This is a genomic window from Stenotrophomonas sp. G106K1, assembly GCF_037969685.1.
GTDB lineage: Bacteria > Pseudomonadota > Gammaproteobacteria > Xanthomonadales > Xanthomonadaceae > Stenotrophomonas > Stenotrophomonas lactitubi.
The window spans coordinates 339,387-361,039 of the sequence record NZ_JBBPFR010000002.1 but is presented as its reverse complement, the minus strand read 5'-3'; the positions used below and the strand labels follow the sequence as shown (position 1 = coordinate 361,039).

Annotated in this window: 29 protein-coding genes; 7 read left to right on the top strand and 22 right to left on the bottom strand. The window is 65.6% G+C overall.

What is annotated here, in order from left to right:
- Positions 1 to 16: 16 nt before the first annotated feature.
- A complete protein-coding gene (locus WKB25_RS04020; protein WP_162887695.1) occupies positions 17 to 187 on the bottom strand; it encodes a hypothetical protein in 171 nt (56 codons plus the stop codon).
- A gap of 218 nt (positions 188 to 405) precedes the next feature.
- On the opposite strand from WKB25_RS04020, the gene WKB25_RS04015 reads away from it, so the two are divergent.
- A complete protein-coding gene (locus WKB25_RS04015) occupies positions 406 to 792 on the top strand; it encodes a DUF2628 domain-containing protein (protein ID WP_025879013.1) in 387 nt (128 codons plus the stop codon).
- Between the two features lie 72 nt (positions 793 to 864).
- On the opposite strand, the gene WKB25_RS04010 is transcribed toward WKB25_RS04015, so the two are convergent.
- The 4 genes from WKB25_RS04010 to WKB25_RS03995 all read right to left on the bottom strand — a co-directional run bounded on the left by WKB25_RS04010 (position 865) and on the right by WKB25_RS03995 (position 6,534).
- Positions 865 to 3,399, bottom strand: a complete 2,535-nt coding sequence (locus WKB25_RS04010) for a methyl-accepting chemotaxis protein (protein ID WP_340568839.1) — start codon at positions 3,397 to 3,399, stop codon at positions 865 to 867.
- Positions 3,400 to 3,606: 207 nt separating this feature from the next.
- Positions 3,607 to 4,500: an NAD(P)-dependent oxidoreductase gene (locus tag WKB25_RS04005; protein ID WP_340568838.1), complete on the bottom strand. Its 894-nt coding sequence runs from the start codon at positions 4,498 to 4,500 to the stop codon at positions 3,607 to 3,609.
- Between the two features lie 142 nt (positions 4,501 to 4,642).
- The gene (locus WKB25_RS04000) at positions 4,643 to 5,416 is read right to left on the bottom strand and encodes a LytTR family DNA-binding domain-containing protein (RefSeq protein WP_340568837.1); all 774 of its coding nucleotides are present in this window, start codon (positions 5,414 to 5,416) and stop codon (positions 4,643 to 4,645) included.
- A complete protein-coding gene (locus tag WKB25_RS03995) occupies positions 5,413 to 6,534 on the bottom strand; it encodes a histidine kinase (protein WP_340568836.1) in 1,122 nt (373 codons plus the stop codon). The genes WKB25_RS04000 and WKB25_RS03995 overlap by 4 nt, the downstream gene beginning before the upstream one ends.
- A gap of 177 nt (positions 6,535 to 6,711) precedes the next feature.
- Between WKB25_RS03995 and WKB25_RS03990 the strand changes: the two genes are divergently transcribed.
- Both WKB25_RS03990 and WKB25_RS03985 read left to right on the top strand, forming a co-directional pair.
- Positions 6,712 to 7,044 (top strand): hypothetical protein, encoded by a 333-nt coding sequence (locus WKB25_RS03990; RefSeq protein ID WP_340568834.1) that lies wholly within the window; start codon positions 6,712 to 6,714, stop codon positions 7,042 to 7,044.
- Positions 7,045 to 7,173: 129 nt separating this feature from the next.
- Positions 7,174 to 7,470 carry a KGG domain-containing protein gene (locus WKB25_RS03985; protein ID WP_340568833.1) on the top strand — a complete coding sequence of 99 codons (297 nt, stop codon included), beginning with the start codon at positions 7,174 to 7,176 and terminating at the stop codon, positions 7,468 to 7,470.
- Positions 7,471 to 7,515: 45 nt separating this feature from the next.
- On the opposite strand, the gene WKB25_RS03980 is transcribed toward WKB25_RS03985, so the two are convergent.
- The 9 genes from WKB25_RS03980 to WKB25_RS03940 form a co-directional block, all read right to left on the bottom strand.
- Entirely contained in the window at positions 7,516 to 7,866 is a 351-nt protein-coding gene (locus WKB25_RS03980; RefSeq protein WP_340568832.1) for a VOC family protein, read from the bottom strand.
- A gap of 99 nt (positions 7,867 to 7,965) precedes the next feature.
- The gene (locus WKB25_RS03975; protein WP_340568831.1) at positions 7,966 to 8,166 is read right to left on the bottom strand and encodes a hypothetical protein; all 201 of its coding nucleotides are present in this window, start codon (positions 8,164 to 8,166) and stop codon (positions 7,966 to 7,968) included.
- Between the two features lie 83 nt (positions 8,167 to 8,249).
- Positions 8,250 to 8,768 (bottom strand): Rossmann fold nucleotide-binding protein, encoded by a 519-nt coding sequence (locus WKB25_RS03970; RefSeq protein WP_340568830.1) that lies wholly within the window; start codon positions 8,766 to 8,768, stop codon positions 8,250 to 8,252.
- Positions 8,769 to 8,890: 122 nt separating this feature from the next.
- Entirely contained in the window at positions 8,891 to 10,075 is a 1,185-nt protein-coding gene (gene cml / locus WKB25_RS03965) for a CmlA/FloR family chloramphenicol efflux MFS transporter (RefSeq protein ID WP_340568829.1), read from the bottom strand.
- 353 nt (positions 10,076 to 10,428) lie between these two features.
- On the bottom strand, positions 10,429 to 10,881 hold the full coding sequence (locus WKB25_RS03960) for a PA2169 family four-helix-bundle protein (protein WP_049466788.1): 453 nt from the start codon (positions 10,879 to 10,881) through the stop codon (positions 10,429 to 10,431).
- Positions 10,882 to 11,088: 207 nt separating this feature from the next.
- Entirely contained in the window at positions 11,089 to 11,586 is a 498-nt protein-coding gene (locus WKB25_RS03955; RefSeq protein WP_340568828.1) for an Ohr family peroxiredoxin, read from the bottom strand.
- A gap of 32 nt (positions 11,587 to 11,618) precedes the next feature.
- Entirely contained in the window at positions 11,619 to 12,386 is a 768-nt protein-coding gene (locus tag WKB25_RS03950) for an NAD(P)H-binding protein (RefSeq protein WP_340568826.1), read from the bottom strand.
- A gap of 115 nt (positions 12,387 to 12,501) precedes the next feature.
- Positions 12,502 to 13,533: a LysR substrate-binding domain-containing protein gene (locus WKB25_RS03945; protein WP_340568825.1), complete on the bottom strand. Its 1,032-nt coding sequence runs from the start codon at positions 13,531 to 13,533 to the stop codon at positions 12,502 to 12,504.
- Positions 13,530 to 13,787, bottom strand: a complete 258-nt coding sequence (locus WKB25_RS03940) for a sigma factor-like helix-turn-helix DNA-binding protein (protein WP_340568824.1) — start codon at positions 13,785 to 13,787, stop codon at positions 13,530 to 13,532. The genes WKB25_RS03945 and WKB25_RS03940 overlap by 4 nt, the downstream gene beginning before the upstream one ends.
- Before the next feature lie 144 nt (positions 13,788 to 13,931).
- On the opposite strand from WKB25_RS03940, the gene WKB25_RS03935 reads away from it, so the two are divergent.
- From WKB25_RS03935 to WKB25_RS03925, 3 genes are all read left to right on the top strand, one after another.
- Positions 13,932 to 14,411, top strand: coding sequence for a carboxymuconolactone decarboxylase family protein (locus tag WKB25_RS03935; RefSeq protein ID WP_340568823.1), 480 nt, complete (start codon positions 13,932 to 13,934; stop codon positions 14,409 to 14,411).
- A 35-nt stretch (positions 14,412 to 14,446) separates the two neighbouring features.
- Positions 14,447 to 14,854: a cupin domain-containing protein gene (locus tag WKB25_RS03930; RefSeq protein WP_340568822.1), complete on the top strand. Its 408-nt coding sequence runs from the start codon at positions 14,447 to 14,449 to the stop codon at positions 14,852 to 14,854.
- Positions 14,855 to 14,937: 83 nt separating this feature from the next.
- A complete protein-coding gene (locus WKB25_RS03925) occupies positions 14,938 to 15,819 on the top strand; it encodes an RNA polymerase sigma-70 factor (protein ID WP_340568821.1) in 882 nt (293 codons plus the stop codon).
- A gap of 298 nt (positions 15,820 to 16,117) precedes the next feature.
- Here WKB25_RS03925 and WKB25_RS03920 read toward each other — a convergent pair whose 3' ends face one another.
- The 7 genes from WKB25_RS03920 to WKB25_RS03890 form a co-directional block, all read right to left on the bottom strand.
- Positions 16,118 to 17,071, bottom strand: coding sequence for an alpha/beta hydrolase (locus WKB25_RS03920; protein ID WP_340568820.1), 954 nt, complete (start codon positions 17,069 to 17,071; stop codon positions 16,118 to 16,120).
- A 91-nt stretch (positions 17,072 to 17,162) separates the two neighbouring features.
- A complete protein-coding gene (locus WKB25_RS03915) occupies positions 17,163 to 18,083 on the bottom strand; it encodes an MBL fold metallo-hydrolase (RefSeq protein WP_340568819.1) in 921 nt (306 codons plus the stop codon).
- Between the two features lie 314 nt (positions 18,084 to 18,397).
- The gene (locus tag WKB25_RS03910) at positions 18,398 to 19,462 is read right to left on the bottom strand and encodes a hypothetical protein (protein ID WP_340568818.1); all 1,065 of its coding nucleotides are present in this window, start codon (positions 19,460 to 19,462) and stop codon (positions 18,398 to 18,400) included.
- A gap of 74 nt (positions 19,463 to 19,536) precedes the next feature.
- Positions 19,537 to 19,836: a hypothetical protein gene (locus tag WKB25_RS03905; protein WP_099820540.1), complete on the bottom strand. Its 300-nt coding sequence runs from the start codon at positions 19,834 to 19,836 to the stop codon at positions 19,537 to 19,539.
- Entirely contained in the window at positions 19,824 to 20,039 is a 216-nt protein-coding gene (locus WKB25_RS03900; protein ID WP_340568817.1) for a hypothetical protein, read from the bottom strand. The genes WKB25_RS03905 and WKB25_RS03900 overlap by 13 nt, the downstream gene beginning before the upstream one ends.
- A 43-nt stretch (positions 20,040 to 20,082) precedes the next feature.
- Positions 20,083 to 20,340, bottom strand: a complete 258-nt coding sequence (locus WKB25_RS03895) for a hypothetical protein (protein WP_265951953.1) — start codon at positions 20,338 to 20,340, stop codon at positions 20,083 to 20,085.
- 97 nt (positions 20,341 to 20,437) lie between these two features.
- Positions 20,438 to 20,665: a hypothetical protein gene (locus tag WKB25_RS03890; protein ID WP_340568816.1), complete on the bottom strand. Its 228-nt coding sequence runs from the start codon at positions 20,663 to 20,665 to the stop codon at positions 20,438 to 20,440.
- Between the two features lie 167 nt (positions 20,666 to 20,832).
- Between WKB25_RS03890 and WKB25_RS03885 the strand changes: the two genes are divergently transcribed.
- The gene (locus WKB25_RS03885) at positions 20,833 to 21,135 is read left to right on the top strand and encodes a hypothetical protein (protein WP_089237115.1); all 303 of its coding nucleotides are present in this window, start codon (positions 20,833 to 20,835) and stop codon (positions 21,133 to 21,135) included.
- Between the two features lie 17 nt (positions 21,136 to 21,152).
- Here WKB25_RS03885 and WKB25_RS03880 read toward each other — a convergent pair whose 3' ends face one another.
- A complete protein-coding gene (locus tag WKB25_RS03880; RefSeq protein WP_100462753.1) occupies positions 21,153 to 21,473 on the bottom strand; it encodes a hypothetical protein in 321 nt (106 codons plus the stop codon).
- Positions 21,474 to 21,653: the final 180 nt, after the last annotated feature.

Genomic DNA, 21,653 nt, shown 5'->3' with positions numbered 1-21,653 from the left:
GGGGGCTTTTTCAGGCTCAGTCGTTTTCCAGCACAGCCGGTGCAGCGTCGCGGCTGGCCGCGATGCGTGCACGGTCCATCGCAACCGCCAGTTGCTGGCGGGCGAGCAGTTGTTGTGCCTGCACCACTTCGGGTGTCGGCAGGAGCACAGGTCCGGGTGCGTTTTCCGGTGTAGCAGGTGTGGTCATGCAACCTCCATGGACATACCGCTGCTACCCGTGAAGCGCCGGGGTGGCAGCGGAACTGCGCACCCTATCCTAAAAACAAGGCGGATGGGTGACGGTGCGGCACCGGGACGCAAGCCCTTTGCCGTAGGAACGTCACATTTTTGACGCTCCAAGCTGGTTTGCTGAATGTGACTCACTTATCATGAAAACGTTTTCCTAACAGGGAAGTCCCTACTCACATGAATACCGTCGACCTGACCCGCTTCAGCCCGAAGTGGCAGTTCCGCTTCAACTTCTTCCAGCAGCACGGCGCCCCCAAGGAGCCCGGCTTCAAGCAGGCGTGGAAGGCCCTGTCCTTCGGCGACCGCCTGAAGATCAACCTGAACTTCTTCGCCTTCTTCTTCGGCGCGATCTATCTGTTCATCCTGGGCATGTGGCGCAAGGCGCTGGTGGTGATCGGCATCAACATCGTGCTGATCGCGGTCAGCCTGGTGCTGCCGGACATCGTGGCCCGTGCACTGTTCATCGCGATGAACTTCCTGGTGGCGTCGAGCACCAACTACAGCTATTACCTGGAACAGGTGAAGGGCAACACCAGCTGGAACCCCTTCGAAGGCATGTTCTAAGCCCCAGCGCTCGGCAGCGCAGCAGCACATCGACGCCCGGCCTTGGCCGGGCGTCTTCGTTCACGGCCCCGGTCAGGCAGCGCGCAACGTAGCCGTCGGGCGGTTGTCGGCCTGCAGGCGGAAGCGTGACACCGCTACCGCCAGCTGCTCGGCCTGTTCTTCCATCGCCCGTGCCGCCGCCGTGGCTTCTTCCACCAGCGCAGCATTCTGCTGGGTGGTCTCGTCCATCTGCACCACGGTCTGGTTGACCTGTTCGATACCGGCCGACTGTTCGCGCGAGGCGGCCGAGATCTCGGCCATGATTTCGTTGACCCGGCCGACCTGGCCGACGATCTCCTGCATCGTGCGGCCGGCGCCATGCACCAGCTGCGCACCGGCACCGACATGGCCGACCGAGGCGTCGATCAGCTCCTTGATCTCCTTGGCCGCGCCCGCCGAGCGCTGCGCCAGCGCGCGCACTTCGCTGGCAACCACCGCGAAACCGCGGCCCTGTTCGCCCGCGCGCGCCGCTTCCACAGCCGCGTTCAATGCCAGGATGTTGGTCTGGAAGGCGATGCCATCGATCACCGAGATGATCTCGGCGATGCGCTGCGAAGAGCTCTCGATCTGCTCCATGGTCTGCACCACCTGGCTGACCACCTGCCCGCCTTCGCTGGCAACGCCTGCGGCCGAGGCCGCCAGCGTGTTGGCCTGCAGGGCGTGATCAGCGTTCTGGCGCACGGTGGAGGTGAGTTCCTCCAGGGACGCGGCGGTTTCTTCCAGGTTGGCCGCCTGCTGCTCGGTGCGGCGTGACAGGTCACTGTTGCCCGACGCGATCTCACCTGCTGCCAGGCGGATGCTGGATGCCGACTGCTGGATCTGGCCTACGATCTGGGTCAACTGCTGCACGGTGCTGTTGGCGTCATCGCGCATCACCGCGAACACCCCGTGGAAGTCACCCTCCATCCGCGTACTCAGATCACCGGCGGCGATGGCGCGCAGCAGCGTCGACAGCGCGGCAAGGTTGTGGTCACTGACCTGCATCATGGTGTTCAGGGTTTCCACCATGCGGCGGAAGTCGTGCTCGAAGCGCTGGGCATCGCCGCGCACCGCGAAATCGCCTGCCGCCGCCGCTGCGGCCAACTGCTGGATCTGCTCGTTGATCGCCGCCAGGTTGCTCTTGGTGGTTGCCATGGCAGCGGTGAATACCGCCTTTTCGCCCGGTAGTGCACCCATGTCCACGCTCAGGTCGCCCACCGCGTAGCGCTGCATCACCTCGACCAGGCGCTGGGTGACCGCATTGCTGTCGGCCACCAGCTGGTTGCTGTCGGCCACCATGCGGCCATATTCCCCCGGGAACACCGAGGCATCCATGCGGTAGCTGATTTCACCGGCATCATGGCGGCGCGCCATTTCCGCCTGTGCGGCCATTACCGCCTGCAGCTGGCCACGCATACCCTGCATCGCGTCCAGCAACCTCCCCACTTCATCATTGCCCAGCGCCGGCATGGCGGTATCCAGCTTGCCCGCAGCAACATCGCCTGCAATGCGCACCGCCTGCGCCAGCGGTCGCACCGCAAGACGCTGCAGCAGCAGGTAGACACCGCCACTGAGCACCAGCGCAGCCACCACACCCACCAGCAGGATGATCCACAGCAGCTCGCGGGCCTGCGCGATGATCACCGCATGCGGCACCACCACGCCCAGCGCGAAACGCTGCGGCGCGTCACCCACCTGCAGCGGCACGTACAGGCGGACGTTGCCGGCAGCGTCGGGCTCGAACGCTTCGTAGGTCTTGTCGGCGGCGATCTGCGCCAGCATGCCGAGAGTGGTGGCATCGGTACGCGGCTTGCCGATCTCGGCAGCATCGGCCGAGGCCAGCACCACGCCCTTCGGCGACAGCAGTTCGACGCGGCCGGCGCCCATCGGCGTCAGCGTGGCCAGATGCTTCTGCAGCGCCTCCAGCGAGAAGTCGACGGTGAAGACACCGAGGAAGGTGCCGTTCTCGACGATCGGCGTGCTCAGCGTGCTCATCAGCACCTGCTTGCCACCAATGTCGTAGGCATACGGTTCGCTGACCAGCGGCAGCTTGTCGCGGCTGGGCACCATGTACCAGTTGCCCGAGCCGCTGGGCGTCTCGGTGTAGTCGGTCATCGTCGACTGCTGCGGCTTGCCGTCCTGCCAGGCCCAGTAGCTCATGTAGCGGCCGGTGGCGTCGTGCGCCTCGCTGTTGACGAACTCGGCGTCCTTGCCGTCGAAGGCATTGGCCTCCCACATGGTGCTCTTGCCCAGCCATTCCGGGTGCGCGTGCAGCTGCTCGCCGATGACATTGGCCAGGCTGGCGCGATCAGGCGCATCACCGCGCGCACGCTGGGCCAGCACGGTTTCCACCATCGCATCGTTGCTGGCAAAGGCCGTGCCCAGGTCGGCAGCCACCTGGCGCGCCTCGGCACGGGCTTCGCTGGCCATGGTCTGCCGCGAGGACGACACCAGCGCCGAACTGGCCTGGTGATAGATCAGGAACGCGGTCGCGCCGAAGCACAGCAACGCGATCACCGCGGTGCCCAGCATCAGCTTGTGGGCGATGCTGCCGGGGCGACGGGCAGCGACGGAACGGGAAGAAGACATGGGAGGATCCGCAGGCAGTTCAGGTCGACCGGTGCCACCAGGGCACCGCGCAGATGCGCGATCCGTCGCGCGGGCCGCCTGCCCGCCGGATCGGAACCCGGCGCGGGAAGGCACGCACCGGGTTAACGGCCATTGCCGGTGGAGGTTGAGGAGCGAGTCCTGCACAAAACTGAACATGCTCAGCTGCGGCGGTCGGCGCTGGTGGGGCTACTCGGCCACGCGGTCGCGGATCCACTCGGCTCGCGGCAGCACCTCGATGCTGCCTGCGGCGTACTGCTGCAGCACGTCTTCTGGACCGAAACGCGGCTGCCAGCCCAGCGTTGCGCGCATCCGGCTGCTGTCATAGACCCGGTCGATGCTGAGCGGCAGCGGCCAGCCGCGGCGCTCGAACTCGGCCAGCAGCTGCGGTGCGCGGCGCGCCAGCACCTGGCGCGGATCGGCCGCCAGCTGCAGGCAGTCCTCGCGCCGGAAGGGCGTCGGCGCACAGGCGAGGTAGCGCTGGAATGCCGCGCCTTCATCGTGAAGCAGCGCGGCATGCGCGCTGGCCACGTCGCGCGCGTCGATACCACGGTGCAGGCGGAACATCGCCATGCGGTCAGGCGGCTCGGGGAAGCAGCGTGCCATCCGCAGCACGCGCACGGTGAACGTTGCGCTGGCCGCCGCTTCGGCAGCGGCCTCGGCCTGCAGTTTGGTACGGTGGTAGATGGTGCGTGGCAGCGGCTCGGTGTCCTCGTCGATCCAACGGCAGCCGCCCGACACCACGGCATGGCCATACAACGCCGTGGTGCTGGTCAGCACGAAGCGCTGCACGCCAGCCTCGCGTGCCAGTTGCAGCAGGTTCGCGGTGGCCTCCACGTTGATCTGCTGGAATACCGCGTCGGGTACCAGGCCCACATGGGGCGCGTGCAGTGCGGCAGTGTGGATCACGGCGTCGACCCCCTGCACGGCGCGTTCCAGCGCCCGGCGATCGGTGACATCGGCAATCACGCGCGTGGTGGCGAAGGGACTGCGGTCCAGCCCCACCACCTCATTGGCACCCGCCAGCGCACCGAAGATCGCGCGCCCTATCCGCCCGGAACTTCCGGTCAACAGAATCTTCATTGAATCCATTCACTCGACAGCGCCCGGGACCTACCGGGATGCCTCGATTCTAGGCAAGCCCGATGGCATCGGCGATAGGAACCGATGACATTCTGCATGCCATCGCCGTCGGGTCGGCGGCGCTTGGCCCGGCAACAGGCACTCACGCCTCCGAGCGGGCCGACACCAGCCGCAGGAAGGCGTCGTTCTGGTAGCGGCTCATGCGCAGCTGCTGGCCGTTCTCCAGGGTGAGTACGTGATGGCCGTTGAACCAGGGGTGGATCGTCCTGACCCGCGCGATGTTGACGATGGCCGAGCGATGCACCCGGGCGAAATGCCTGGGATCAAGCCGTTCAGCCAGGCTGTTCATGGTTTCGCGAAGCTCATGCACGCGATCGGCCAGATGCAGCTGCACCGTATTGCGATTGGCACGGATCCAGATGATGTCCTGCACCGCCAGCAGCAGCATCGCCTCACCATCACGTACGGCGATCCGCTGCAGATAATCCTCGCGCCTGCGCAGCACATCCAGCGCCTGCAGCAGGCGCGTGTTGTCGGCGGCATTGGCCGCCTGGGCCAGCCGGGACTTCGCGCGCAGCAAGGTGGCCGCGAAACGCTCGCGACTGAAGGGCTTGACGAGGTAATCCAGTGCATTGGCCTCGAATGCGCGTACCGCATACTGCTCGTAGGCGGTGACCAATACCGTGGCCGGCATCTGCGCGGCGCCGATGGTGGCCAGCACGTCCAGACCGGTGATGCCAGGCATCTGCACATCCAGGAACACCAGGTCCGGCGACTGCGCGCGGATGGCTGCCACGGCAGACACTCCGTCACCGCACTCGGCCACGCTGTCGATGTCTGCATCGCCGTGCAGCAGGCGCGTCACCGCGCGCCGGGCGATCGGCTCGTCGTCCACCACCAGCACGCTCAGCCTCATGCGGCACTACCGTGCAGGACAAACTCGGGAGCGTCATCGGCATCGTCCAGCATCCGCAGTGGCAACCGGACCCTGCAGGCCACACCCTGCGGCCAGAGCAGGTCAAGGCGCACCTCGGCCGCATCGCCGTACAGCTCGCGCAGGCGCAGCCGCGTATTGGACAGGCCGATGCCATGACCACCTGGCGCCCCGGGCTGCTGCAGCGTGCTGTTCTGGTTGCGCACCTCGATACACAGCGTGTCACCGTCGCGGCGGCCCTCGATCTCGATGGTGTCCTCGCCGAGGTTGCGGCCGATGCCATGGCGCAGCGCGTTTTCCACCAGCGGCTGCAGGATCAGGCTTGGAACCGCGCCATCAAGCAGTTCCGGTGCAACATAGATGCGGCTGTGCAGGCGATCCTTGAAGCGCATACGCTGGATGCCGAGGTACAGCTCGATCAACTCCAGTTCCTGGCGCAGGCTGATTTCCTGGCCGTCGTAGTCTTCCAGAAAAGCGCGGAGCAGCTCACTCAGACGCAGCAGCATGTCTTCGGCACTGGCCTTGTCTTCATCCAGCAGGGTGATGATGGCGTGCAGCGTATTGAACAGGAAGTGCGGCTGCAGCTGCGACTTCAACGCCAGCAACCGCGACTGCGCCAGCTCGGTCGCCAGTCTGCTTGCCTCGACCTCGCGGCGCACCTTTTCCTGCTGGAAATGCAGCGCCTGCTGGATCGCGAAAAGTGCCCAGTAGGTCAGCAGGCCCAGCGCGAAATGCTGGGCAATGAAATACCACAGCTGCTCGCCAAAACTGCTGGGCTCGAACCAGGTGGATACCAAGGCACCCACCACCATCGCCAGCCCGGTCACCCCCACGCTGGCCAGCAGCTGCACCCCCAGACCGGCCAGCCTTCGCTCCGGCCGCAGCGGATAGCGTTCGCCCAGGGCGAACACCAGCGGCGCCAGCGCCGCCCAGGTGAACCACTGGATCATCGACCAGCGCAGGTAGACCTCAAACGGGAATGACTGGCCCTGCAGGCTGTGGCTCAAGACCTTCTGCAGGGTGAAGGCGAACGCAACCGCCAGCCACAGCAGCAGGTAACGCAGCACGTCGATCTGGGTATGGCCAAGGCGGATCTTCATCGCATGCGTCCCGGTGCCCGGAGCGGGCCAGCGCCATCTTAGGCACAGCGTGACCGGCAATGAAGCGCGGAGAGGGCCGATTGCGATTGGGCCCGCCGTCGCGACGATTCGTCCCGGATCGATTGCGGGCGCGGAGCCGCCACCGCCAGATGGCGATGTCCCCAATGGAGATCCCGCATGCACCTGTCCCGCCCCCTGCTCGCTGCCAGCCTGTCCTGCATTACCGCCAGCGCGCCTGCGGCGCCGCTGCACTACCTGACCCTGATCAACCGTGCCCATGCACCTGCCACGTCGGTGGAAGTCGCGGCGAGTGAAACCGACGCATTCCACGCCCTGGCATTGGCCGGGCCCATCGCGGGAGGTGGCGGCCAGGCGACCGTGGCACTGCGCGGAACCGGCTGCCGCGTCAACCTGCGCATCACCTTCAACGATGGGCGCCGCATCCTGTACAGCAACACCGATGTCTGCCGCGGTGACCGGCTGCTGATCTCGGCGCTCCCTGCGCGGTAACCGGTTGTCAAACGCATGCGCAGGGCATGTGAGTCCAATGCCGCCAACGTCCACCTGCCGTTAGCCCGCGATGTGGAGCATGAAGCCGTCGCTGATGGCGGCATCCCATTTCACTTCCGGAGACCGGCAATGGCCAACTCACGCAATGGCGGCAGCAACCGTGGCTTCGCCTCGATGGACGAGGACAAACAGCGCGCGATCGCGTCGAAAGGCGGACGCGCCGCCCACGCATCCGGTAATGCGCACCAGTTCAGCCCGGATGAGGCCCGCGTGGTGGGTCGCAAGGGCGGTGAGGTGATCAGCCAGGATCGCCAACACATGGCCGCGATCGGGCGTGAAGGTGGCCATGCACGGCATGCCGCCACCCGTCAGCAACAGCAACATCAGGAAATGCCCGGCAACCCTGAAGGCAGCCAACAGGGTTGAGCGATCACTGCCAGCGTCGAAGGGCGGCTGAGCCGCAGTCTTCGGTCAGCGGTGGGCGAGGATGTTCAACAGGCGCCCGAACGGGTCGCGCACGTAGAAGCGGCGCACGCCCCATGGCTCTTCGGCCGGGCCGTATTCAAGAGCGATGTTCGCGTATCGCAGGCGTTCGAGCACGCCCTCCAGATCATCCACCTCGATCGAAAGATCCGGCACCGGCGTACCCGATCCACCTTCGCTGGCAATGCTGAGCTGTGCCAGCGCAGTGCCCTCCCCGCCGTAGGTGACGATCCAGCCGTGGTCCATCACGATGTCCATGCCGAGGATGTCGCCGTAGAACGCGGCCGCCTGCGCAGGATCGGCACTGGCGATGTTGGCGACGACACGTTTTACAGCCATGTGGCGGCTCCAGACGATCACGACCGCGGACGACGTGCCTGCGGCCAGGTGAAAAGGGGGCCTTGGATCGGGCCCCCCAATGCGAACGGTATGCAGGCCTCAGACGGCACCGCACCTGTCCATGACACAGCGATCGTTTTCGAACTGGCACTCCATGGCATCAGCGCCGCCGGCCACGCAGGCCTGGCAGGCCTTCCAGCACGGCAGGTCACACGGCTGCACCGGGCCGGCCACCGCCACCGAACCGGTACACGCAAGTGCAAACACTGCTGCAGCGATCGCTTTCCTGATGGCTCGCATCGATATCACTCCCTGATAGGCCTGGTGACTCCAGGCCGCATCACCCTACCCGCGTGTGCGGGAGAGGAAGTGAAAGCGCCGGTTCAGCCTGCCAGCAGCTGCAGATGGCGCAGCTGCGCGCGCAGCTCCGCGATGTCGTGCCACGGCAGTATCGGTGAGTTCCCGCGCTCGTCGGGAGGGTTGCCGGGAAGACCATCCGACCAGCCACCAGCGCCCACCAGCGGCAGCAACGGCCGCTTGTGCAGCCAGGCCAGACACACCTCGGAAATCGTGCCTGCGCGCCCGCCGATGACGATGCAGGCATCGCCAGCCAAGGCCATGATCAGGTTGCGGGCATCGCCCATGCCGCAGGGCACCACCACCGTTGCCGGCCAGCCCGCTGCGGGCATGTTGCCTTCCGGAATCACACTCAGCACCGTGCCACCGGCTGCGACTGCATGCTCGGCTGCCACCCGCGTGGCTGGGCTGCCGCAGCCGCTGACGAGGGTGATTCCACTTTCGGCGAGGAATCTCCCCGCCTGTGCTGCGAGGTCGAATGCCAGTGAACCGGGATCGGCACTACCAAGGATCGCGATCTGGGGCTTGCGGAAGGATGGTGTCATGCAGCGACCTGGGCAATGGCAAGGAATGCAGGGAGGCAGAGTCGATCCACGCAGCGCGCTCGATTGCCTGAGGCGGGACAGTATCACGCTCATCCATCCCTTTCTGATGCTGGCTGCTCACTCTACGACTGTCGCAGCATCGCCAGACCAACCAGGCTCAGCGATGGCAGCAGCAACCCATAAGCCACCAGCGGCCAGACCGTGTCGCCCCGCAGCAGCAGCGTCGCGAGCGTGCCAAGCGTGGCCACGATCAGGCTCTGCACGGCGTAGTACAGCGCCACCGCCGTGCCGGAAGCATCGGCGAAATCGCGCAAGGCACCGTTGGCCGCAACCGCAACGACCATCACGATGCCGATGGCCACGACCCACATCGGCAGCACGACGCTGGCAAATGACGGCGGCAGTATCGCCGCCATCACCATGACCAGCACGCCGCCGATCATCACCATCAACCCACGCAGGAAGCTGCCACCAATGCCCCATCGCCCGATGAACCGCGCGGCGAAGCGCGAGGTGACGATCATCACCAGCGCAACTGTCGCGAAGGCCAGGCTGAAACCCATCGGCGAATGGCCCGCATGCCCCATCAGCACTCGCGGGGCAATCGAGAAGAACACGAAGAACGTGCCCATCGCCGCACTGAATCCCAATGCATGGACCCAGAACCTGGCATTGCCGAGGATGCGTGCGAAGGCTGGCGATGCGTGGCCGTGCTCTGGTGGCCGCGTTTCCTGCCAGCCCCGGCATGCACGCGCCCCCGCCAGCAACCCCAACACACCCAGCGCGACGAAAATGGCCCGCCAGCCCAGCGCGTAGGCGATCAACGCGCCGAGGATGGGGCCGAGTGCCGGCACGAACGCCAGCATCGAGGCGAACAGACCGTAGAGCGTGGCACCCTCGGCCGTATCGGCATACACGTCGCGCACCGTCGCGAAGGTGGCGACCAGTGCGGCCGACGCACCGATCGCCTGCACGCCGCGCCAGGCCAGGAACGCGGCGCCACCACTACACGCGGCAAGCGCGAACGACGACAGCGTGAACAGCAACGCGCCTATCAGCAGCACAGGCCTTCGCCCGATCCGGTCCGACAGCGGGCCGAAGATCAGCTGGCCCAGCCCGAGTGCGAGCATGTACAGACTCAGCGTCAACTGGATGACGGCAGGCGATGTGCCGAGTGCATCCGGCATGGCCGATACAACAGGCAGATAGATATCCATGGCCAGCGAGGCCAGGAGGTCGAAAGGGGCCATCAACGCGATGGCGGCCGGCAGGGAATGGGCCCAGCGAAGGGCTTTTCGATCAGACATGGGGAAACATCCGCTCAGGAGGGAATCCGGCGGTGATCAACCCAATGCGTGGAAATCGCAGGAAAAGACCACCGCAACAACGTGCGTAGCGTTGTTGCGGCTCAGCGGACTGTCTGCGGACCGTTCCCGTTGTTCATCTGATGATCCGGTGGAAGATCGAATGCGGGGAGTGTATCAAGGCCCATTGCTTTGCCGAGTCCCTGTGGACTGCGGCTGCGGCAGCGACCCTGGCCAGCCTGGCTGTTGCCCTGCTCAGGCCACGCGCCTGATCGCACATCACAGGCGCAGAAACGACCAGGACCGCACTGGGCTGCCCTGGTCGCAGCGATGTGGCGGACGATCGCCAGATGCGATCAGGCAGCCTTCATCGCATGCTTGCGCGCACGCATCACCGAGTGGCATTCCTGCACTTCCGGCAGCCACTGGGTCACTTCCTGGCGCACCGCCGGTGGCAGGTCGTTGTCCTTCAGCACGTCCTTGAACGCACCCAGCAGGCGATCCTCAGACTCTTCAAGTTCGGCCACGTAGCCGTAATTGGTGTCACCGAAGGCCGCGCGCACCTTGCCGTAGAACTGCTGCATGGAACCGACCATGGTGCCGTGCTCGGCCGGCTTGCCGCCGGTAGCGGCCACCGAGCTGCTCAGCGAGGACACGATGCGGCCCTTCACCCCGGCGATGCGGACGAACAATGCCGACAGCTCAGCATCCTTCACCTTGGTTGCGGCTTCCTCGTAGAAGGACTTGCCATCACGTGCGATCTCGATCAGGTCGTTGAGGCGATGCTCGATGGTGGACTGGGTGCTCATGTGTAGTCTCCTCGTTGGGGAAAGGACAACAGTGGTATCCGTTGCCTGCCACACCAGATTGGCCGAACACGCGTGGTTCGCGGGTGAGCACCGATTGATGCGGCGATCATGCTGCCCAACGGCACCCCACTGGATCACGCGGGCGACGCGGCGTCTTCACTGCATCTGAATCCCACAAGCGGCCGCACGATATTCCCGACAGGATGTCTAGTCCACAGCCACCCTCACCACATGGCTGATGCCCCGATGGAACATCTTCGCGTAGGGACAGACCCGCTCGGTGTTGCGCACCAGTTCGGCTGCACGTATCGGGTCCATGCCAGGCAGGCACACAACGATCTCGGCCGACAGCAGGTACAGGCCGTCCACGGGATCGCGCGCGAACGTCACCGCTACGTCGATGCTCGGGTCAACCGGTTCCATTCCCGCACGCGCAGCCACCAGCACCATCGCACCGTGGAAGCAGCCGGCGTAGCCCGCCGCCAGCAATTGCTCGGGATTGGTACCGCCAGCGGGTCCACCCAGCGCAGCAGGCAACCGCAGGTCCACTGACAGCGCACCATCATCGGACCGCACCACGCCCGACGCGCGGCCGTGCTGTGCCACGCCACCACTGACCCGCACCCGCCCGGTATACAGCGGGTGCACCTCATCACCGTGGTACTTGTCGAGCACACTGTGCGGAGGCGGTTTCAGCCCGGTCATCGCAGGTTCCTGCCGGAGGCGTCGACCGCCGATCAGGCCGGCCGGCCCTGTGCCAGCCCGGACTGCTGCAACCAGCGCTCGAAGCCGATCGTGCCGAGCCATGCCTGGCCCACCGGCACCAGTGTGTCCTGCTGCAGCTGCGCACCGAAGTAGCGCGCCTGGACATCGCCAACCACTTCACGCGCGTCACCGGTTGCCTGCAAGAAGCGCTGCGCCAGCACCGCCATCGATTCGCGCTCCGGGCCGGCGATCTCCACCACGCCGTTTGCCGGCGCCTGCTGCGCGATGCGCACAACCGCATCGGCCACATCCTCGGCGGCGATCGGCTGCACTGCGGCAGTCGGCAACTGCAGAGTCTGGCCGTCACCGGCGGCCTGCAGGATGCCTGGCAGAAACTCGAAGAACTGCGTCGAGTGGATGATCGTGTACGCCAGGCCCGAATCGCGGATCAGGCGCTCCTGGGCGATCTTGCCGCGGAAATAGCCGCTGGCCGCCAGCTTGTCGGTACCCACCACCGACAGCGCGACATGATGGCGTACGCCTGCCTGCGCCGCGGCCGCCAGGATGTTGTGGCCGGCAGTCACGAAGAACGACAGCACCGCCGCATCTTCGAACGAGGGCGAGTTGGCCAGGTCGACCACCACCTCGGTATCCGCCATCGCAGCGGCCAGGCCCTCGCCGCTCAGCACATCGATACCGGTGGAGGGTGCAGCGACGACGACCTCATGGCCTGCCGCATGCAGGCGGTCGACCACCTTGATGCCGATGCGACCGGTGCCACCGATGACGAGGATCTTCATGACAGGTCTCCTGGAACGTGGAAGGTGCGGGTGTGGCTGCATGCTAGGAACGCATTGGCCTGCGCAGTAGATACGCAGCAGGCCACGCACTGTTGCCACATCGGCACCAATGCGGTCATGCCCATGCCGAGGCCGCCTTGCCCTGCACTGCCGCCTGCTGCCGCGCTTCCCAGTGCGAGAACACATCCAGATCCAGCGCGCGTATGCGCTGGGTGCTGAAATCGATGAACGCGCGGATCCGCTTGGGCAGCTGGCGTCGACTGAGGTAGCACAGGTAGTGGCCACGATCGTGAGGCGCATAGCGGTCCAGGCAGGTCACTACAGCGCCTGTGCGCAACGCATCACTTACCTGGTAGCTGGGCAGCTGGGCGATCCCCAAGCCGTCGATCACTGCCTGCAAGACAAGATCGGCATCGTTGAACACCACCTCTGCCGGCGGCTGCAGATCCACATCCTGGCCGTCCACACGGAAGTCCCAGCGCTGCAGGCGCCCACCGGGCAGGCGTCGACCGATGCAGGCATGGGTGGACAGCGCTTCGATGGTGTCTGCCAGGCCATATGCCTGCACATACGCGGGCGACGCACAGACCACCAACTGCATCGGCACCAGCTGCTTGGCGATCACCTGGCTGTCTTCCAGCACGCCATCGCGGAACGCTACATCAATGCGATCGGCGGCCAGCTCCGGCGCCTGCTCGTCCAGCAGCAGCTCCACAGAGACCTGCGGATACTCCGCGCGGAACGCAGACAGCAGCGGCGCGATCACCCGGCGTCCGAAGCCATGGGTCGCACTGATCCGCAGATGCCCGCGCGGCGGTCCCTCGCGCAGATCGCGCATTTCGTCCAGCGCCTGCAGGATGCTGGCAACGCCCGGGCTGCAGCCCTCCAGGAACAGCTCGCCTTCGCGGGTCAATGTTGTCGAACGCGTGGTACGCAGGAACAGGCGCACGCCCAGCTGTCCCTCCAGCTTCTGCACGCTGCGGCTGACCGCCGAACGACCGATGCCAAGGCGATCACCGGCGCGGGCGAAGCTGCCCTCGGCGGCTACCGCGATGAATGCCAGAACCCCGGCATAGCTGGCGGAAAAGGACGCCGTGAGGGAATCGCGGCCGTCGCTGGCCAGACAGGACTGCGGCATGACATTCATGGTGTTCCGGGCTCCTGGAAGTCGCGTCGGGCAAGCAGGTGGGCGCGTGCATGGGCCAGTCGCTGGCGGCATGCGGGCAGCTCCAGCCCAAGCAGCGGCGCGATGTCTTCAAAGCCCGCGCCCAGCACGTCATGCAGCAACAGCACGGCCCGCATGTCCGGTGGCAGTTCGTGCAATGCGGCAAGGAAGGCCTGCCAGACCCGCTCACTGGCGGGGCAGGCTGCTGTGCGGTTCGGGGCGGATGGGGTGTTCATGCCCGGCAGACGGGCGAGCATCCACCGCTGTGACAGGCCATTGGTGTTTTTCGTGCAACACCGTGCAGCCCCGCCCTCGCCTACCGCTTCGCGCGCAGCGGGCCTAGCCTCGCTGCGTCCCTCAACTCCCATCGGAACACCATCATGAGCCAACGCCTGGACTACGCCGCACAGTCTCCCGAACTCTTCAGGAAGCTCGGCACCTTCTCCCATGCCGTGCACAACAGTTCGATCGAAGCGGCCATCATCGACCTGGTCAACATCCGCGCCTCGCAGCTCAATGGCTGCGGCTTCTGCCTGGACATGCACGTGAAGGAAGCGACGATCCGCGGCGAACGCCCACTGCGCCTGCATCATGTAGCGGCGTGGCGCGAATCGAACCTGTTCAGCGCGCGCGAACGTGCCTGCCTGGCGTGGACCGACGTGCTCACCCACCTGCCTGCGCAGGGTGTTCCGGACGACGTGTACGAGCGCGTGCGCAGCCAGCTGTCCGAACAGGAAATCGTCGATCTGACTTACGCGGTGATGGCAATCAACGCCTGGAACCGTGCCAACGTCGCCTTCCGTACCAAACCCGGCTCGCTGGACCAAGCCTTTGGCCTCGACAAGGCCGGTCTGGCCTGAGCGTCGACTGCACACTTTCCTGCTGGAGACCTGCCATGCGTTCTCTCTGTTCCCTGGCGCTGCTGGCCCTGCTGCCGTTGACCAGCATCGCCGCCACACCGCCGCCCACCGCACCCGAGCCCATCGTGCGCGAGGTCATGACCCGTCCGTTGCCGGAACAGCCGGGCAAGGAAGTACTCATTCTTACGGTGCAGTACCCACCCGGCGGCGCCGATCCCGTGCACCGGCACGACGCCCACGGCTTCGTCTATGTGCTGCAGGGCCGCATCGTGATGGGCGTGGCCGGTGGCCGCGAGGTCACCCTCGGCCCGGGGGAGGCCTTCCATGAAGGCCCGGACGATCTGCACACCGTCGGCCGTAATGCCAGCCAGACCGAGCCGGCGACATTCGTCGTGTTCCTGATCAAGGACATCGGCAAGCCGGCGGTACTGCCACCACGCTGACCGCCACCGGTCCGGGGCAGTACCCACCACTCCCACAGGTCCGCCGGTGTCACAATCGGCAGATCTGTCCCGTCTCTGCTGGCATGGACGACCCCACCGCACTGTTCACCCGACTACGCCCGCGCCTGTTCGGCGTGGCCTACCGCATGCTCGGCTCCTCGCACGAGGCCGAGGACGTGGTGCAGGATGTCTGGCTGCGCTGGCATGGCGCCAACCAGCAGGACATCGAGAACGCCGAAGCCTGGCTGGTGGCCACCACCACCCGCCGCGCCATCGATGGCCTGCGCCTGGCCCGGCGCGCCCGCGAGCACTATGTCGGCATGTGGCTGCCCGAACCGCTGCTCACCGAGGACACCGGTACCCCCGAGTACATGCTGGAAACGGCCAGTGATCTGTCGGTGGCCTTCCTCAACGTGCTGGAGCGGCTGGCACCGGATGCGCGTGCCGCGTTTCTGCTGCACGATGTGTTCGACCAGGATTACGACGTAGTGGCACGCACGCTGGACAAGACCGAAGCCGCCTGCCGGCAGATCGTGCACCGCGCACGCCTGCAGCTGCGGCAGGACCGCCCGCGTTACAACGTGCCGCAGGACGTGCACCAGAAACTGATGCGGCGTTTCGCAGAGGCCATCGCCAATGGCGACTTCAAGACGATGAAAACCCTGATGGCCGAATCGGCAGTGCTGATCGGCGATGGCGGCGGCATCGTCACCAGTTTCCCGAAACCGATGGTCGGCGGCGCACGCATCGCGCAGCTGCTGTACGCCCCGCACCTGCGTCGCAAGGACCAGCTGCGGATGGTGCCGAGCATGATCAATGGACGACTGGGATTGCTGCGTTACTTCGATGGCGTGCTGGAATCGGCCATGGCCTTCGATACCAACGGCGAGCAGATCGTGCAGATCCTGGTGCAGCGCAATCCAAACAAGCTGCAGGGCCTGAACCAGCCAACCTCGATCCAGTAGATCCACGCCATGCGTGGATGCGGTTGGCTTCCTGCAAAGCACAGCCACGCATGGCGTGGCTCTACTGCCGGGCTCTCCACCCCGCATGGATCCGGTAGATCCACGCCATGCGTGGATGCCGTTGGCTTCCTGCAAAGCACAGCCACGCATGGCGTGGCTCTATTGCCGGGCTCTCCACCCCGCATGGACCCAGTAGATCCACGCCATGCGTGGATGCCGTTGGCTCATGCACAGCAAGAGCCACGCATGGCGTGGCTCTACTGCCGTTCTCCGTGCTGCCTGACGGCTGCCCTTGCGGTTACTTCTGCTGCAGGAACGCGAGCAGGTCCTGGTTGACCTTGTCCTTGTGGGTCTCGGTCAGACCATGCGGCGCACCCGGGTAGACGATCAGCCTGGCGCCCTTGATCAGCTTGGCCGACATCCGTCCCGCCACGTCGATCGGCACGATCTGATCGTCGTCGCCGTGGATCACCAGGGTCGGTACATCGAACTTCTGCAGGTCAGCGCGGAAGTCGGTCGCCGAGAATGCGGCGATCGAGTCGTAGGTGTTCTTCTGCCCACCCAGCATGCCCTGCGCCCACCATGCATCGACCATCGCCTGGTTGACCTTAGCGCCCGGTCGGTTGAATCCATAGAACGGACCAGACGGAATGTCCTTGTACAGCTGCGACCGGTTCTCCAGCTGCGCCTTGCGGATGCCGTCGAACACTCCGATCGGAACGCCACCGGGGTTGTCTGCGGTTTTCAGCATGAACGGCGGCACCGAACTGATCAGCACGGCCTTCTTCACCCGTCCCGTGCCATGGCGGCCGATGTACCGCGCCACTTCGCCGCCACCGGTGGAAAAGCCCACCAGCGTGACGTCCTTCAGATCCAGCGTGTTGATCACCGTGGCCAGATCATCGGCATAGTGATCCATGTCATTGCCGTCCCACGGCTGGCTGGAACGACCGTGGCCGCGGCGGTCGTGCGCGACCACGCGATAACCGTGGTCGGCCAGGAACATCATCTGCGATTCCCAGCTGTCCGAATCCAGCGGCCAGCCATGGCTGAAGGTCACCACCGGCCCGTTCTTCGGGCCCCAGTCCTTGTAGTACAGCTGCACGCCATCGGCGGTGGTGATGGTGCTGGCGGTGCGCGTGACAGCACTGGGTGCGGGCGGGTGTGCCGGCTCTGCGGCCTGTGCGGACAGGCCCGCCTGCATCGACAGGGCCAGGGCAGTTGCAGCAAGCGTGCGGGTAACGGTGTTCATGGTGGACCTCCAGCGGATGGGTGGGTTTCGACAGGAGCTACTGTGCGCCCCTGCACGGGACCATTGGTGACGTGAAGTCCAGAAAACTTGATCAAAAATCCCAGAACACCGGCACCCAGCGGAACGCCTCGCCCTCGCGGGACACGCGGCCCACCGACGGGAACGGCAGGTGCGTGGCCACCAGCATCTCGCCGGTCCCGGCCAGCGTATTGAGCAGTTCGATGCGTACCCGCGCCGCGTCCTCCGGGTCGTGCTCGAAGCCGTTGTGCCAGTTCGGTTGATCGAAACCAACGGCGAACACGGCATCGCCAGCGAACGTCAGCGCCTGGCCCCCCGAGGCAACGCGTACCACGCAGTGGCCCGGCGTGTGGCCGCCGGTGCGGCGCGCGACTACACCCGGTGCGATCTCATGCTCATCCTCGAAGGTGTGCACGAAACTGCCGTACTCGGCCCAGAAATGCGTTGCAGTTGCGCGAAGCGCGTCCGGGAACCCCTGCGGCATGTTGGTGCGGGTGAAGTCGGGCGACTTCCAGAACGCCACTTCCGACGCCGCGACGTGGATCTTCAGGTCCGGCCGCAGCTGTGTCTTCACTCCGTCCACCAGCAGGCCGCCGATGTGGTCCATGTGCATGTGGGTGATCACCACATCGGTGATCTCGCGAAGATCGATACCGGCAGCGCCGAGGCGGCGGATCAACTGGCCGGCGCGCGGCAGCTGCAGGTCCGGGTCCATGCCCAGGCCGGCGTCGATCAGGATGGTGCGCTCACCGCTGTGCACCACCATCACGTTCAACGCCCAGTCGAACGCATCCTGTGGCAGGTACATCCCGTCGAGCCATTCGGCGCGCTCGGACGCCTGCACGTTGTGGCCGAGCATCTGCGTCGGCAGCGGCAGCACGCCGTCGCTGACCACCAGCACATCGATATCACCGACTTTCAGGGCGTAGCGCGAGGGAACGAGCTCGTCGAGCGCGGGCGAGGCAGGGGCAATGGTGGTTTCCAGGCTGAACATGAGGCGATCTCCACGAAGGTTGGCTGGCGGGCAGCGAGACAGGGCTGGCAAGCGTTTCCGGGCCAGGCCTCCGCACGGCGCAGGGCAAGGCGTTGCCGGGCAGCAATGCCCAGCAGCACAGCGCTACCTGGTTCGATTGAAGGCAAGATCCACGAGCTGTCGTGGACCCGGAGCACGGCAAGGGCCGTGTGGGATCAGCGTAGGCAACGCAGGCAGTGCGCAGTAGACCCGCAGGCGGGCACGTGGCGTTGCCTTCCGGGAAGCAGTGGGCGGCGTGGTTCCCCACCTGTCGACTGCCGCACGGTGAGCTGTGCTCAGCCGTCCTTGCCCATCAGCCAGCGGATGGCCTGCGGGAACGAGGTCTTCCAGTCGTCCGGATAGAAATGGCCACCGCCATGCGTGCGCGAACGCACTTCGTTGCCGTCGCTGAACAGCGCGCGGAAATCCGCACTCATCTTCTGGTTGGCGGGCCCTTCCTGCTCGCCATTGATGACGAAGACGCGCTTGCCGTGCGCGCTGCTCTGCGTGGGCACGGGCTGGCGCCAACCGCCCGGCGACACCAGCAATGCACCTGCATAGTCATCCGGGTGCTGCGCCAGCAGCGCGCCGGCATGCTGCGAGCCCTGTGAGAAACCCATCAGATAGACCTGCTTGCGGTCGATGCACTGGCGTGTGGCCAGCTGCTCCAACCCCTTCTGCACCACCTTGTGCGTGCCCTCATATGGGCCGGTCCAGCTGAAACTGTCGAACGACTCGCGCATCTCCGTGCCGTTGATGCCCAGCAGCACCACACCGGCATCGGCCAGCGGCTGCTTGCTGCTGTCCAGGTGGCCATTGATGCCGTAGCCGTGCAGCCACACCAGTACCGGCGCGCAGGCCGGCATCGCAACACCCTTGGAAGGCTGCAGTACCGAGATGGCACCCGCCTTGCCCGCCGATACCTGCGCGTAGCGCGCCTGCGTGTTGGCCAGCACCTGTTTGAAGAACGGCGTTGCGCGCAGGTGCTCGAAGTCATCGTTGTCGGCCAGCGCGGGCGCGAACCACATGCCACGCTCATCGGCTTCACGCAGATAGCGCTCGGCAAGCGCGCCGTCACCGCGGCGAGCGAACAATGCCGCTGCGTGGTACGGCGCCTGTGCCAGCGCAGGGTCTTCACGGGTTGCGGCCAGATAGAGCGCCAGCGACTGCAGCAGCGTGGCGTCGTCTTCCTCGGCCCTCTCCATCAGTTCCTGCGCATCGTCTGCATTGATCAGGGCATTCAGCACCGGGCTGATGGATTTGAACGCGATGGTCGACGCGCTGTCCTGTTCGTCGGCGCGAGCGCTCGTCGTGCAGACAGCGAGCGCCAGGAAAACAGCAAAAGCAGACAGCTTGGACATGGGAATCTTCCGTGATTGCGGCGACGCGGGGCGCGCAGTCTAGCAACCTCGGGGCCGATCAGATCATCGTGCACTCAGCCGTAGGCAGGATGGCTGCCGGTAAGCACGCCCATCGAAAACGCGTAGCCCGCTTCTTCCAGTAACAGCCGCATGCGCAGCTCCGCCCGGCGCGGAACGCACAGCCCGCTGGGGGCGTACAGCGCATAGACGAAGCCGGCGCCTTCCACGTGCTCGCGCCGGACCGAGCAGTTGTTGGTCTCGGCCGCATCGGACCACACGGCCCGCAGCTTCTCAGGACCGATGGATTGGCCGTTGCGCAGGCGGAACGTCAGCCAGCGCACGCCGAGCGGCGGATGGTAGGTCAGCTTAGCCATTGCGCACCTTCAATGCGGCGGCGGAGGTGGTTCAGGACGTCCGGCTGCAGATCAGGATGCTCGCTGCGCGTGGACGCCGGCAGATCGATGCGGACAGCGCCGTTGACCAGCGCGGGGGGATCGGTGTGCAGGTCGATCCACCATCCATCAGGAAGGCGAAGCCCGCGTCCGTCCCTGTCATACAGGTTGATCTGAAAAGACATGACGCTCGCTCCCATTGGAATTCGAGCATACGCCTGCGCAATGTCACTCCAGACTGCGACCCGTCGACGCGGTTTCCTCAACGCGCTTGACGCAGACGAAGACGAACGCCTCGTCCTGCTGCACCTTCAGGAAGGAATCCAGCCATCGTGCAGCAGCGCCGCGGTTGCCGATCACGCCACCGAGTTCCTCGGTAAGGCAACGCGCGCACTCCATCCCACCCGGACTGGGCGCCTGGCAGGCGCGGCAGCGCGCCATCGTCGTCGTTCTTGCCGGACGGCACTGGTACATGATCTTCGTCATCAGGCTTACCGCACGGGCATGTGATGGCATCAGCGCGCTTCCCGAACGTTGCACAGAGGAAAGCCGCGCAATGCGCGGCCTCTTCTTCGCTTACTGCTCAGCGACGGGCGTCACGGCCCGGTTCGCTCTTCTGTTCCTGCCCGGACTTCTGCTGGGCACCTGGCTTTGCATCCTGCTGGACCTGCTGTTCCTGCTGGCGGTGCTTGCCGTCCTGCTTCTGGTCGCCGCCCAATTCGTTGCCATCGGTCTGCCCCTGCTGGGCAGCCTGCCTGGTATCGGTCGAGGCGTTGTTGCGGTCGGACTGGCCTTGCGTGTTGTTGTTCATGTCTTGCTCCACCGCAGCGATCTGCTGCAACCCCACTGTGTGCGTCGGCCGGTTACGCAGCTGCATCGGATCGCGCCAATAATGAACAGCCGCCATGAACAGCCGTTGATGCACACGGGGTACTGACACGCCGGGGTGTACGTTGGCGTTCCAACAGGAGAAGTCTCATGGAACGCATCACCAACAAGGACTTCGTTGACGTCGAGCGCGAGCTGCAGCACTGGCAGGCCGCGTTCCAGACCGGCGATCTGCCCGCCATCAACTTCCGCCACGAGGTCGCACCGGTCATCCGCCTGGCGTGTGACATCTACGTCCGCAACCCACACGGCACGCGCACGGCGTGGCTCACCGACCTGCAGTCACGGCTCGCACTGCGCACCAGCCTGCGTGGCCACCCGGGTTCGGCGGAAATGGCAATGGGCTGCTGGGCCCGCCTTTCCGGGCCGGCATTGGTTCCGCAAGCGGGCTGACACGCCCTGCGCGCAGCTCACTCCTCGCCTGCGTGCAGGTTGCCTTCCTGCATCAGCTGATCGTTCAGGCGGTTCACCAGCGCAATGACGGCGTCGGCCAGGGCGCGCGCATCGGCGATGGAGCCATGGAAGGCGATGCGGGTGCCCTCCACCTTCACTTCCGCCAATGAAAGCTGCGACGCCAGCGTCGCGCAGTGCTGCAGGAAGCGGTCAGTCCACTGCTCATCGGGCGCCTGGTCCAGAAGCGCAGTGATCGCTTCATCGGCAGCTGCATCGACCTGCTGGTGAAGCCGCGGCACGTCGAACCCAACGATCCGCGGCAGTCTGGACGTGCTCACGTACTTCCCCAAGGGTGTGCAGAAGGGCAGTATCGCGTCACCACGCATCCCATGCGAACCGCGCCACGTGAACCGTTCATCCTGCCAGCCATGGCCTGCGTGCTGGGCAATCACCTGTGTCGATTCCAGGGTTTCTCGCACGTCGATTGAGAGAAGGCCGGCCAACCCGCTCGGCTATCG